Raw genomic sequence first — 13147 nt, 5'->3', positions numbered from 1 at the left:
ACAGCGTTGGTTCTGAACAAACTCACCCTGATGCCGCACGGCCTGGAGATCCTCCTCCCGGCCGGTGCACCGCTCACCGACCTGGAGAACGAGACCTCTCACCGGGTGATCCCCTTCGGATGCCAGTCGGGCGCCTGTGGCGCCTGCGTCATCGAGGTGCTGGACGGGTCCGACTCGCTCGGGGAGATGGACGCCGACGAGAGCGACTTCCTGGAGGACCTGGGACGGACGGGCGGCGACTTCCGTCTCGCCTGCCAGTGCCGCCTCATGGACGCCGCGACCGTCCAGGTCGCGGAGGAGCAGTGAGGGACCTGCGGGACGGGGGCGGGCACTAGGGGTGTTTCGACACACCTCCAGGGGCCTCGGTCCGCCGAGTCGTCCACCCCGCCCCCTCCCTCCCGGCGGCAGGGCCGCCTCCGTCCGACTCAGCTCGCACCGCCGCACCACCATCACGTCTTCCGCCCGTGCACGCAGAGGAGTTTCCATGACCGTGATCGACTCGTCGGCCCCGAGGGTGCGTACCACCGTACCGCCGACATCCCCGCGGACCACGTCTGCCGACCCCCGGGAGACGATGCGGCGCCTGCCCCGGCTGCTGCAGTTCCCGGCCACGCTGTTCACCGGCAAGGCCCTGCCGGGGCAGGTGTCCCCGGGCTGGACACCCGGCTTCCACCTGGCCACCGCCACGGTTTCGGTGGTGCTGGGGACGCTGGTCGGCGTACTCGCCCACACCCTCGGCCACCTCCTGCTGCTGCCCGTCGGCTGGGCGGTGACCCTGCACGGGATGCGCAACCTGCGCATGATGGTCTATCACCAGTGCTCGCACCGGAACATGTACCGCCGGCGTCGAGTGGACCGGGCCATCGGCCACGCCATCTCCAGCCTGCTCGTCATCCAGAACTTCCAGCGCTACAGCCGGGAGCACGTCCGCGACCACCACGCGGCGCAGCACATGACGCTCAAGGACCCCACCGTCCAGGCGTTCCTGGTCAGTCTGCAGATGCATCCGGGTATGACCCGCCGACAGATGTGGCGCCGGCTGCTGCTGAAGCTCGTCTCACCGCGGTTCCACTTCAGTTTCGCGGTGTCCCGCATCCGCTCCTTCTGGAGCGAGTCGGCCCGCAGCGAGAAGGCGTCGGCGCTCCTGGTGTACGGCACGGCCGTCACCGCCACGGTGCTCACCGGCACCTGGCAGACCCTGCTCGCCGTCTGGTTCGTGCCGCTGTTCCCGCTGTTCCAGATCAGCAACACCCTGCGGCTGTGCGTCAAGCACACCTTTCCCGTCCCGGGCGTCGTGACCCGGCACGGACGCGCGTACTTCTCCAGCCTGACCAACGCCATCTTCATCGGTGACGCGCTGCCCTCCCCGGACCTGTCCCTCGGCCGCCGCGTCGGTGCCTGGGCCCGCTGGACACTTCGTCTCGTCCTCCTGCACGCCCCGTCGCGCTACCTGGTCCTGACCGGTGACACCGTCGTACACGACTTCCACCACCGCTACCCGGCCGCCCCCCAGTGGGCGAACTACGTCTTCGCCCGCCAGCAGGACATCGACTCCGGGCACCAGGGCTGGCCGCCCTACCACGAGGTCTGGGGGCTGATCCCGGCGATCTCCTACGTCTTCGACTCCCTGTCGGCCGCCGATGCCGAGGAGTTCGACGTGAACCGGCTGAAGGCGGTCAGCAAGCGCGAGCTGTTCGCGGCCTTCGACGACTGACGTATGCGACCCGAACGATGAGGAACCCCTGATGCCTTCGGTACCGAACCAGCTCAGCCAACCGACAGCCACCCGCAAGGTCATCCTCGGCGTGGCGGCCAGCGACAGTCACGCCGTGGCCAACCACCTGATCGCCTTCTCTCTGCGCGGCCTCGGCTTCGACGTCGTGAACCTCGGCACCTGCACTCCGGTCGAGGAGTTCGCCCAGGCCTGCCAGGAACATCCGGATGCCGAAGCGGTCGTCATCGGCAGCCTCAACGGCCATGTCCACGAGGACCTGCGCGGCCTCGCACAGGCCAAGGCCGACGGGCGGATCCACGTCCCCGTCGTGGTCGGCGGCAACCTGTCCGTCGGCAGCCACAAGGACGGCACGGCCCACGACCGGCTCTACGCCATCGGTGTCAACCACATCCTGTCGGACCCGGCCAAGCTGCCGGCGCTCCTCGACGAACTGCGCGCCGCACGCAACCGCCCTGTGGCGGCGTCATGAGGACCGGGCACCGCGCCCTGGCATCGGTCGCCGTGCTCGGAGACGGCGCCGGCGTGCCCTCCCCCGCCGAGTCCGCCGCCTACATCGGATCGCTGGGCAAGCCCACGGCCGCCGAGGTCCTGGCTTCCTGCCGCGCCGCCGGGAGGGTCGCCGTGCAGCCCCGCTGCGGCGTCGGCGGCCATGCGGAGATGAAGGCGCTGCTGACCGCTCTCGAAGCGGAGGCGGCACCGGACATCCTCACCCTCACCATCGACTCGCACACCCGCCTGCTGCGCTTCGAAGAGGCGCTGCGCACCCTCAACGTCCGACCCGCGGACCTCAACGGCTACCCGCTGGTCGCCCACGGCTGGCGGCGGGGCCGGGAGCTGAACGAGGCGGTGACCGCTCCTCTGGAGATCAGGCACGGCTCGCCCGACGCCCGCGCCCTGTTCGACGTGTCCGTCGCCGCGGGCATCACCTCCTTCGAGGGCGGTGGAATCTCCTACAACCTGCCCTACTGCAAGGCCGTGCCGCTCGAGCAGTCGCTGCGCGCCTGGCAGGACGTCGACCGGCGCTGCGGGGAGATGGCCGAGCACGGCGTGGTCATCGACCGCGAGCTGTTCGGCACCCTCACCGCGGTCCTCGTGCCGCCCTCGATCAGCCTGGCGGTCAGCGTCATCGAGGCCGTGCTGGCGGCCCGGGCGGGAGTGCGCTGCATCTCGGTGTCCTATCCGCAGGGCGGCCACCTGGCGCAGGACGTGGCGGCGCTGCGCTGCATCCCGGTCCTGGCCGGACGCTACCTCCCGGCGGACGTCCAGGTGCACGCCGTGCTCCACGAGTTCATGGGGGTCTTCCCGCGCGAGCGCGCCCACGCCGAGGACCTGATCCTCTACGGAGCGCTCGTTTCGCGGCTGGGCGGTGCCTCGAAGCTGATCACCAAGACCTACCAGGAGGCCTTCGGGATCCCCGACACACAGGCCAATGTGGAGGGGCTGCGGCTGGCGGACCGGGCCAACTCCCCCCTCCTGGGCTTCATGACGGCCGACGCGGACCGGGTCGCCGAGGAGATGGAGTGGATTCTGCAGGAGGTCGCCGAACTCGTCGACCCTCTGCTGGCCCGGCCGGATCTCATCACGGCCGTTGCCGAGGCGTTCGGCGACGGCACCCTCGACATCCCGTTCAGCGCCAGCCGCTGCGCCCGGTCCGCGCTGGTCCCCCGGCGCGACGCCCAGGGCGCCATCCGCTACCTGTCCGCCGGTTCCCTGCCTTTCTCCCCGGCCGTGCTGCGCCGTAACAGGGAACTGCTGGGCACGTGCGGTGAAGCGGACCTGGAACTGGGCTCCCTGCTGGGCGGGCTCACCGGGGACATCGACTACTTCCGCCATCTCTTCCACGAGACGGAGTGAGGAACAGCCCGGGACTACGGGCCGGCCGTCCGTCGGCCGGCCCGTCCACGGGATCCGCCCTCCACCGGCATTCGCCGAACAACACATCCAGGAGCAGCAATGCGCGCAATCGTCGTCGGCCGCCATGGCGGGCCGGAGGTGCTCGTCCTCGCCGAACGCCCGGACCCGGTTCCGGGACCGGGGCAGCTCACGGTCCGACTGGCCGCCGCGGGCGTCAACTTCAAGGACCTCCACGAACGCGCGGGCCGCGGCCCCTCGCCCGTGCCGTTCGTCCCCGGCAGCGAGGGTGCGGGCACCGTTGTGGACACCGGTCCCGGCGTCGACGGCTTCGCGCCCGGCGACCGCGTCGCCTGGTGGGCCGCCCCCGGGAGCTACGCGGAGCAGGTGGTCGTGAACGCGTCCGCCGCCGTGCGTGTACCGCACGACATGACGGACGAGGACGCGGCCGCCGTACTCCTCCAGGGTCTGACCGCCCACTACCTGACGACCTCGACCCACCCGGCGGCCGAGGGGGAAACCGCTCTGGTGCACGCCGCGGCGGGAGGCCTCGGACAGCACCTGGTACGGCTGCTGGCGCGGCGTGGCGTCCGGGTGATCGGCACGGTGTCCACCGAGACCAAGGCCGACGTCGCGCGGGCGGCCGGGGCGCACGAGGTGATCGTCCGTGGCGCGCCGGGCACCGTCCCGGCCGAGGAGCTCGCCGGGCGCGTCAGGGAGCTGACCGGCGGCCACGGGGTCGATGTCGTCTACGACAGTGTCGGCAAGGACACCGCGGAAGCGGGCCTGCTGGCGCTGCGCCGCCGCGGCCTGTTCGTGCTCGTCGGAGCGGCTTCGGGGCCCATGCCGCCGCTGGACCCGCAGTCCCTCGCCTCCCGGGGCTCGCTGTTCCTCACCCGTCCCACCCTCGTCGACCATGCGACCGACCCCGCCGAACTGGCCGGTCGCGCCGCCGACGTCTTCGAGTGGGTGCGCGACGGCACGCTGCGGGTCGCCGTCGGCGGGCGTTACGGCCTGCACGAGGCCGCGAGGGCCCACGCCGACCTGGCCTCCGGCACCACCAGCGGCAAGCTCCTGCTCCTCCCCCAGCGCTGATCCGACGAGCCGTCGGTCCCGCCCCAGCATTCGACTGGAGAATCTCATGTGGACATCCCTGCTCTTCGCCGCGGTGGTGGTGTGTGCCGCCTACACGGTGCGAGGACTCACCGGGTTCGGGTCCGGCCCGATCATGGCGCCGCTGCTCGCCCTGGTGATGGACCTCAAGACCGTCATCGCCGTGTCCGTCTTCCTGCAGTTCGCGGTGGGCGGCTACATGGCTTTCCGGACCAGGCGGTCCGTCGACCGTTCCGTGGTCGCGCGAGCCGCCCTGCCCGGCATCGTGGGCGCCGTCGCCGGCGCGTGGCTGCTTTCCTATCTGCCGGTCCGGGCCTTGCTGTTCCTGGTCGGCTTCGGCACCCTCTGGTACGCGGTGCGGATGCTGCGCGGCCAACAGGCCCGTACGACCGAGCCGTCAGCGGCGGCGGCTCTCGGAGCGGGCGGACTCAGCGGCCTGCTGGAGGGAATGTTCGGTGCCGGCGGACCGCCGTTCGTCGTCTTCCTCAACCGCAACCAGCCCGACAAGTCCCGACTGCGCGGGACGGTCCTGAGCTACTTCATCCTCATCGACGGCTTCCTCACGCTGTGCTACTTCGCGCTGCCCCGGCTGGTGTCGTCCGCCGCCGTGGTGGACCGGGCTGCCGTCGTGACCGGCCTGCTGATGCTGGTTCCCGCGGTCGCCGGCGCCGTGATCGGCGACGTCCTGCACCGCCGTGCCTCCCCGGCGGCGTTCCGCGCCGGCGTCAGCGCCACGCTCGTCCTGTCCGGTCTGGCCGTGCTCGTCAAGGCGGTATAGCGCGGACTTCCGCTCCGGCCCGCGGTCCGTGTCCCGGCAGCCGAGTCGGGTGGCCGTGATGCGGATCGACACGGAAGCCTCGCGGTCGAAGACCTGCGAGGCTTCCGTTCGTGGGGGCGCCGCCGAAGCTCGCAGCCGCACGGTCAGGCCGTACGGTCGCGGACGAGGGCGGCGAGCCGCGCGAGACCCTCGTCGATCCGTTCGGGGGTGAGCACACTGAAGGAGAGGCGGATCTGGTGCGTACCTCCACCCTGGGGGTAGAAGTAGCGCATCGGGGTCCACAGCACCCCGAACCGGCTTGCCGAGTACTCGAGCATCGCGGCGTCGGCCTCGAAGGGCAGGGAGACCACCGCGAACATGCCACCGCCCGGGATGTTCCAGGTCGTCCGGGGACGCGAGCCGTCGTCCGGAGCGGGGAAGTGCCTGTCCAGGCCGGCCAGGACCGCGGCGAGGTTGCGACGGTAGATCTCCGTCTCACGCTCGGTGGCCCTGGTCATGCTGTAGTCGTTCGCCAGCAGCTTCCCGCCGATCACGGCCTGGGAGATGGTCGACGTGTTCAGCGTCAGCATGCTCTTGAGCTTGGCGAGCTGGTCGGCCAGCAGCGGGCCCTCGCCGGCACCGATGCCCGAGACCAGCTGGTCGGCGACCAGATACCCCACGCGAGCGCCCGGGAAGGCCGTCTTGGCGAACGAGCCCACATACACGACGCGTCGAGCGGTGTCCAGTGACTTGAGCGAGGGCAGGCGCCGGCCATCGGCGTTGAACAGGGAGTACGGGTTGTCCTCGATGATGAGGACGTCCTCGCGCTCCGCGACGTCGAGGAGCCGCCGGCGATCGGCGAGGCTCATGCTGAGCCCACTGGGGTTGGCGAAGTCCGGCACCACGTAGCAGGCGCGCGGGTTCAGTCCCCGCTGCCGGGCCCGGCCCACCTGGGTCACCAGGTCCTCGACGTCGATGCCCCCGGTGCCCTCCGCGACGGGTAGGACCGGCATGTCCATCAGGCGCGCCGCGCCGAGGAACCCCACGTAGGTCGGTGCCGGAGCCAGGATGACGTCCTCACTGCCCGTGCGCAGGGCGCGCAGCAGCAGGATCATCGCCTCCTGGCAACCCGTGGTGACCACGACGGACTCGGGGACCACGCTCACCCCTTCGTCGACGGCCAGGTGCCGCACCAGGAGGTCCGTCAGCAGCCCCTTGGTGTGACCGTACTGGAAAAGCGCTGTCCGTACCTGGTCGGGGCCGAGGCCGCGCTCCACTTCGAGATATTTGCGGAACCGCTCCAGGTGGTCGTGGATCTGCAGCGGGTCGTAGAACTCCTCGTAGGGCCGCCCTGCCGCGAAGGACACGGCCTCCGGGTACCGCCCCGTGATCTCGTTGAGGAGCGTCATGGAACTCAGCACCGGGTCGGACAAGGAGCCGTGCAGATCCCCCCGTTGCAACGTGGCACCACTGGCGCTGCCTGTGCTCATGAATACACCCTTCCGTGTGGTGCGGGTCAGATGTGCGGGCTCCTCCGGGGAGCTGTTTCGATGCCGTACGAGGCGGCCAACCGCCGTATGTCCCGCTCGACTTCCGCGGTGCTCGTTCCGGAGAACGCGAATTTGCCGGCGGTGGGGAAGACCGTGATGTCGCCGTTGAGCGCCTGGCCGACGTTGGGGACGTCGGACAGCACCACTGAGTCCGGGCACGTGTCGAGGCCCCGGATCCGCCTGACCACGCAGGGCTCGCTCTCCGGCAGCGCGGCGTAGAGCCAGCCGGAGGCGCCGACGCCCTCGTGGTCGAGGATGCCGGTGACGGACCCGACCTCGGACGGCAGGCCCATGCAGGCGAGGACGGACTCGCGGACCAGGTCCACGCCGTAGACCGCGCGGATGGAATCGCTGATGTAGGCGCCGCCGAAGCGGTTGCCGATCTCGAGGAAGACCAGCTCTTCGTCGGGGGTGAGAAACAGCTCCAGGTGGAAGGTGCTGGTGTGCAGCCTCAGTGATTTCAGCACGAGTGCGGTGAAGTCGGTGATCCGTGCCAGTATCGAGGCGTCGTCGAACGTGACGCCCGAGAGGTGCTGCCGGCCGTTCTGGAAGTTGAGGCAGTCGCCGATGTACCGAGAGGCGCTGATGAAACGGATCTCACCGTCCCGCACCACTCCGTCGACATGGCACACGTCGCCCTCGATGAACTCCTCGACCTCGTGATCGTCGGGGATGCCGTGGGCCCGGGCATGGGCGAGGAACTCCGTTCCGTCGCCGAAGACCGCGATGCCGAAACTGCCGGCCTGCCGTTGTGGCTTGAGGACGAGCCGGCCCGGCACCGCGTCCGCGATCTTCTCGAGGTCGGCGTACGGAGTGCTCGCGTCCACCGCCCAGAACGCGGGGACGCGTATGCCACCGCTCCGCATGGCCTCCTTCATACGGACCTTGTCGCGGCAGAGCAGCGCCGTCTCGGTGTCGACTCCCGGCACACCGAAGTGGTCGCGCAGTCGCGCCGCCGGCAGTGTGACGTGTTCGTACATGGCGACGACGGCGGTCGGCGGGCCGAGTTCCGCGGCGAACTCCTCGACCAGGTGGATCATCTGGTCGAGGACCTGGTCGTAGGTGTCGAACTCCAGCGTGTGCGGCACGTCGAGAACGCCGATGCGGGCGAAGCGCTGCCGCGCGGTGGGTGACATGCGCTCGGCGACATGCCGGTGCACCAGCAGGGACACCTGGTGTTCGCCGAACTCGATCGAGTCGATGTGCTGTTCGGCGAAGCCGACATGGACTACATGGCTGCTCGTGGTATCCACGGCGCTGGCCTCCTTCGAGGGTCCAAGTGTCACGAGTGGGAGGTGATCAGGTCGGTGCGGCCGCGGTCGAGGGCGGTACGGACCGTCCTCACCACCCGCTCCGCGGTGAGGCCGTAGTGGTTGACGAGGTGTTCCTGGTTGCCGACCGTGTCGACGAACTGATCCGGCATGCCGAGTCTCAGCACTCTCGTGGGCACCGCCTCCGCCAGTGCTTCGGCCACCGCGCCACCGAGACCGCCGCCGCGCCAGTGCTCCTCCAGCGTCACCACGAGCGAGGCCGGCCGGGCCGCGGCCACCAGCGTCCGGGTGTCGAACGGCCGCAGGGTGTGCATGTTCAGCACGGTTGCCTCGACGCCCTGTTCGGCCAGGACGTCCGCCGCGGTGAGGCAGGCGAGCACGGGGTACGGACCACAGCTCGCGAGCACCACGTCGCCGCCCTGCCGCAGCGTCTGCGCCTTCCCGATGACCGGCGGCGGGGCCGCGGGCAGGTCCGGTGTCGGTTTGCGGCCGAGCCGGACGTAGAGCGGTCCGGGCAGGTCCAGGCTCTGCTCGACGAACGCCTCCGTGGCGGCGGCATCGGCGGGCACCACCACGGTCATCCCGGGCAGTACCCGCATCACGGCGAGATCCTCCAGGGCCTGGTGCGTCGGACCGAGGTGGCCCGCGGCGAGACCGCCATGGGTGGCCATGACGCGGACCGGCAACCGGTTGTAGGCGATGTCGATCTTGATCGCTTCCAGTGCCCGGGACGTGGCGAAGGCGGCCATCGTGTTGACGAACGGGATCCGCCCGCACGCCGCCATCCCCGCGGCGATGCCCATCAGGTTGTGCTCGGCGATACCGAGGTTGAGGTACTGGTCGCCGGCCGCCTCGGCGTACTCGGCGTTGAAGAGACCGGTGTCGGAGTCCAGGCACATCAGCTCGGGATGCCGCTGCAGCAACGGCAGCAGACTGTCCCGGTACGCCTCTCGGGTCGCGCGGCTCATCCGGCGGCCTCCGTGTCTCGTAGGGCGCGGACCGCCCGCGCGTGGTTGCGCGGTGACAGGGTCACGTAGTGGCCGGCACTGCGGCCGGCGAGGAACGGCAGCCCCTGGCCCTTGACCGTGCGGGCGATCAGCACGCTCGGCCTGCCCGGTTCCCACGGCGCGGCGCCCAGATGCTCCGCCAGTCGGTCCGGGTCGTGGCCGTCCACGTCGCGGACCGCCCAGCCGAAACTGCGCCAGCGGTCGGCCAGCGGTTCCATCGGCGCGATGCCGTCGGTGGAGCCGGTCAGCTGCAGTCCGTTGCGGTCCACCACCGCGACCAGCCGGTCGAGGCGCAGCGACGCTGCCGCGATGGCCGCCTCCCACACCGAGCCCTCCTGGAGCTCGCCGTCGCCGAGCAGGACGAAGGTGCGCGCGTCGCGCCCGGCGTACCGGGCGGCCAGCGCGAACCCGCAGCCCAGCGCGAGTGCGTGGCCGAGGGATCCGGTCGGCATCTCCACACCGGGTACCGCACGCACCGGATGACCCATCAGCCTGCTGCCGGGGCGGGCGTATCCGGCGAGCTCCTCGACCGGGAAGAAACCTCGTTCGGCCAGTGTCGCGTAGAGGCCGACGGCGGCGTGACCCTTGCTGAGCAGAAAGCGGTCGCGATCCGGATCGTCCGGCCGCAGCGGGTCCACGTTCAGCACCGAGAAGTACAGCGCGGCGAGCACGTCGGCACAGGAGAGGGCACCGCCGAGGTGGCCGCCCTCGGGCCCCGCGCACATGTCGACGACATGGGAGCGGATACGTGCGGAGACCGTGTGCAGGAGGTCCCGTTGCAGGACCGGGGTGACGGTCATGAGGCCGCCTTCGCGAGCGTGGCCACCATGTCCCCGTTCGCCCACACCTTCTCGAAGGCGTCCGCGTACAGGCCGAGCAGTTCGCCCGCCCCCGGGTGGAGGTGACGCTTCTGGATGGTCAGGGAGTCGGCGATGACCGCGCGGGTCACCGGATAGCCCGCACCCGCGACCGTTCCGCGGGCGCCGGTCACGGACCACGGGTAGCCCGAGCCGAAGCCGACGCGGTCCACGAACACGTTCTGGTCGGGCAGCGGCATGAGCTGGTACTGCGACATCGGTACGCCCTCGGCGCGCAGCAGTCGCCGCAGAGCCGAGCGCAACGCCTCCGGCCGCACCCCGTCCAGGCCGAACGCGGCCGGGTCGAACCGGAACCGCAGGATGTGCCAGGCGTGGGTGGTGGCCGGCAGCGCGGTCGGCACCTGCAGGCCGGGCAGCTGCGCGAGCCGCGCGAGGAACTCGGTGACGTTGTGCTGCCGCGCGCGCTCGTAGCCGTCGTACCGGGCGAGCTGCGCGTTGGTGAACGCGGCCTGGAGAGCGTTCATCTTGTGGTTCCAGCCCAGGCCGTAGGACACGTAGTCGCGCTCGCGGCCGGCCTCGATCACCTCGCCGAACTGCCTGCCGCGGCGCATCGCCTCGGCCAGTTCGGCGTCGCGGGTCACCAGCAGGCCGCCCTCGCCGCAGGTCGGTATGTTCTTGCTGACCTGGAGGCTGAAGGCACCCGCGTCGCCGATCCCGCCGACCGGCCGCCCACGGTGGGTGGCTCCGGGGGCCTGTGCCGCGTCCTCGATCACCGCGAGGCCGTACCTGCGCGCGATCGCGGTGATCCGGTCCATGTCGGCGGGCGCGCCGTGCAGGTGCACGGGGATGATCGCCCTGGTCCGGGGTGTGATGCGGCGCTCCACGTCGTCCGGGTCGATGTTGAAGGTGACCGGGTCGATGTCGGCGAAGACCGGAACGGCCATCTGGTGCACCGGTGCGAGCCCGGTCGCGATGAAGCTGAGCGCGGGCACGATCACCTCGTCCCCCGGTCCGACGCCGAGCGCGGCCAGCGCCAGGGCCAGTGCCGCGGTGCCGTTGGACACCGCGACGCAGTGCTCGAAACCGAAACGACGGGCCCAGTTCTCCTCCAGGTCGGACACCGGATTCACACCGTCGGTGTCGGACACCAGTCGTGCGCCGTCGAGGGCGTCGAGGACGGCCTTGCGGTCCTCCTCCTCGACCAACGGCCACTGCACACGGCGCCGGTTCCTCGGCACGGCCGCCGTGCCGCCGAACGCTGCCAGCTTGCTCATCACTCTCCACTCCACAGGGCCACGGTGGTCGATATGTGTGTGGTCACAGCCGTGCCGCCGCCGCGCCGACGGCAGCGACCGCACGCTCGTACGCGCCGCGCAGCGCCGTGGCGTGGTGCGCGATGTCGGGTGCGGCCGCGCTCGGGTCCTCCAGTCCGTGTGCACCGGTGAACCGCAGTCCGGTCCACGCGTGTGCGACGGCCTCGACCGCGCGTCCCGCTCCGGCGAGCGCCGGGTCGTCCCATGCGCGGCCGCAGCGGCGCAGCAGCTCACCGTGGAGCGACGCCTGCGCCTGCATGGCCCAGCCGAACGGGTACAGCTCGCGCAGCGCGCCGGCGTCCGCGGCCCGGCACCGCTCGAGCAGTTCCGCGGCGAACGCGTCGTATCCGGCGAGGCCGGTACGGGCGGAGCCGGCCGTGGTGAAGCCGTCGACGTCGGTGCGCAGGTGGCCGCCGAGCAGTTCGGGCGTCAGGGGCGCCGGCGGGGCGTCGAGGCGTACGTCGAGACAGCGCCGGCCGATCCGTGAGTCGCTGAAGAACGCGTCCTGGACGTCGGTCGGGTTGGCCGAACCCCAGCTCAGCAGGAACTTCTCGATCGGGACGGCACCGCGGAACGCGGGCGGCATCGCGTCCGAGACGTAGACCACGCCGCGGGTCTCGTCGAGGCCGTAGATCACCACGAGGTGCGCGGCGTGCACGTCTCCGTACGCGGGCCGGAACGGCAGGTGGTAGTTGTCCACGGCCGCGATGACCAGGCGGTCGTCGGCCAGCGCCGCGCGCACCTCCCGCCAGACGTCGTTCTCGTCGGCGGGCTGCCACCAGCGGGCGTGCAGTTCGTGGTGGGGTGCCAGCGCGGCACCGAGGTCGGTGCCACCGGACTCGTCGGCGGGGCACGGGTAGTAGAACTCCTCGGACCTGACGTCACCCGGCAGGTGCAGGAACCGCCACCCCGCGCCGAGCACGGCCAGCGGGTCGGCCCCCTCCCGTATCAGGACCGAACCGAACGTGGACTGGAGGCAGCTGACGAGGTCGCGGTACCACCACTCGGGTTCCGGTCCGGTGATCATGTACGTCCGTGTCGTCACGTCGACGGTCATGTCAGGTCTCCGTCCGCTGGAGGGTGACCGCGAAGACATGCACCGCGACATTGCGGGGCAGCAGGATGCCGGTGAGGCCGGCCCGCCGGGTCACCGGCACGCGCTGCGCCCACATCACCGCCGGAACACCTCGTTGCACGTGGTGCGGGTAGTGCATGACGAGGCTCTCGAACGCCTTGACCTCGCCGAACCACGCGGGTGCCGCCCAGAAGTCGGAGACCCGCAGCGGTTCCGTGTCGACCGAGCCGTCGGTGAAGCTCAGCTCGACGGTGTCCTCGCAGCGCCGTTCGGACGCCGCCAGGACATGGATCCAGTCGTAGCGGCCCTCGAGGACACGCATGAACTGTCCGGCACAGCGAACGTTGTCCGGTCCGTCGCAGACCGGAGGAAACTCGAAGGGAACACCGTCCACATGGACGAGGCTCCCGCCCGCGGGCAGATATTCAGCCGCGAACGAGTTCCTCCATACATTGAATGCGCCCGCCCCGGTCTCCGTCGCCGCGGAGATGGCCGTGTTGTTGCGATGGCCGGAAATGTCGACCGGTTGGTACATTCTTGTTCTGACAGTCACTGAAACACCGCCTTACATTCCAAACCTAGCCCGGTCGTTCAGACTTTTCGTCCGCACCGTAACTACCCTGAATACCCGATTCGCCGCCAGGTGCACTCTCCGGG

The 13147-nt window shown here is 70.5% G+C and carries 13 protein-coding genes; 6 read left to right on the top strand and 7 right to left on the bottom strand.

Annotated features, from left to right (window positions below):
- The first annotated feature begins 6 nt into the window (after positions 1 to 6).
- The 6 genes from AC5WS8_RS13310 to AC5WS8_RS13285 all read left to right on the top strand — a co-directional run bounded on the left by AC5WS8_RS13310 (position 7) and on the right by AC5WS8_RS13285 (position 5477).
- A complete protein-coding gene (locus AC5WS8_RS13310) occupies positions 7 to 306 on the top strand; it encodes a 2Fe-2S iron-sulfur cluster-binding protein (protein WP_355900953.1) in 300 nt (99 codons plus the stop codon).
- A gap of 178 nt (positions 307 to 484) precedes the next feature.
- Entirely contained in the window at positions 485 to 1714 is a 1230-nt protein-coding gene (locus AC5WS8_RS13305; protein ID WP_496103566.1) for a fatty acid desaturase, read from the top strand.
- 31 nt (positions 1715 to 1745) lie between these two features.
- Entirely contained in the window at positions 1746 to 2204 is a 459-nt protein-coding gene (locus AC5WS8_RS13300) for a cobalamin-dependent protein (protein WP_496103565.1), read from the top strand.
- On the top strand, positions 2201 to 3589 hold the full coding sequence (locus tag AC5WS8_RS13295; RefSeq protein ID WP_496103564.1) for a methylaspartate mutase: 1389 nt from the start codon (positions 2201 to 2203) through the stop codon (positions 3587 to 3589). Before AC5WS8_RS13300 ends, AC5WS8_RS13295 begins: the two co-directional genes overlap by 4 nt.
- Positions 3590 to 3688: 99 nt before the next feature.
- A complete protein-coding gene (locus tag AC5WS8_RS13290; protein WP_496103563.1) occupies positions 3689 to 4681 on the top strand; it encodes a quinone oxidoreductase family protein in 993 nt (330 codons plus the stop codon).
- A 46-nt stretch (positions 4682 to 4727) separates the two neighbouring features.
- The gene (locus AC5WS8_RS13285; protein WP_496103562.1) at positions 4728 to 5477 is read left to right on the top strand and encodes a sulfite exporter TauE/SafE family protein; all 750 of its coding nucleotides are present in this window, start codon (positions 4728 to 4730) and stop codon (positions 5475 to 5477) included.
- Positions 5478 to 5620: 143 nt separating this feature from the next.
- On the opposite strand, the gene AC5WS8_RS13280 is transcribed toward AC5WS8_RS13285, so the two are convergent.
- Genes AC5WS8_RS13280 through AC5WS8_RS13250 form a run of 7 tightly spaced genes read right to left on the bottom strand, consistent with a single transcriptional unit; the run spans position 5621 to position 13025 of the window.
- Positions 5621 to 6946, bottom strand: coding sequence for an aminotransferase-like domain-containing protein (locus AC5WS8_RS13280; RefSeq protein WP_496103561.1), 1326 nt, complete (start codon positions 6944 to 6946; stop codon positions 5621 to 5623).
- A 26-nt stretch (positions 6947 to 6972) separates the two neighbouring features.
- The gene (locus AC5WS8_RS13275; RefSeq protein ID WP_496103560.1) at positions 6973 to 8259 is read right to left on the bottom strand and encodes an ATP-grasp domain-containing protein; all 1287 of its coding nucleotides are present in this window, start codon (positions 8257 to 8259) and stop codon (positions 6973 to 6975) included.
- Positions 8260 to 8288: 29 nt separating this feature from the next.
- Complete coding sequence (locus AC5WS8_RS13270) at positions 8289 to 9245, bottom strand: transketolase family protein (RefSeq protein ID WP_496103559.1); 957 nt, start codon at positions 9243 to 9245, stop codon at positions 8289 to 8291.
- The gene (locus tag AC5WS8_RS13265) at positions 9242 to 10084 is read right to left on the bottom strand and encodes a transketolase (protein ID WP_496103558.1); all 843 of its coding nucleotides are present in this window, start codon (positions 10082 to 10084) and stop codon (positions 9242 to 9244) included. The genes AC5WS8_RS13270 and AC5WS8_RS13265 overlap by 4 nt, the downstream gene beginning before the upstream one ends.
- Entirely contained in the window at positions 10081 to 11376 is a 1296-nt protein-coding gene (locus AC5WS8_RS13260) for a DegT/DnrJ/EryC1/StrS family aminotransferase (protein WP_496103557.1), read from the bottom strand. Before AC5WS8_RS13260 ends, AC5WS8_RS13265 begins: the two co-directional genes overlap by 4 nt.
- A 43-nt stretch (positions 11377 to 11419) precedes the next feature.
- A complete protein-coding gene (locus tag AC5WS8_RS13255) occupies positions 11420 to 12472 on the bottom strand; it encodes a BtrH N-terminal domain-containing protein (protein ID WP_496103556.1) in 1053 nt (350 codons plus the stop codon).
- Between the two features lies 1 nt (position 12473).
- Entirely contained in the window at positions 12474 to 13025 is a 552-nt protein-coding gene (locus AC5WS8_RS13250) for a beta-sandwich domain-containing protein (RefSeq protein WP_496103555.1), read from the bottom strand.
- Positions 13026 to 13147: the final 122 nt, after the last annotated feature.

Source organism: Streptomyces sp. PTL18 (assembly GCF_059510295.1).
The sequence above is the reverse complement of the archived record's forward strand: the minus strand, read 5'-3'. Positions and strand labels throughout refer to the sequence as shown.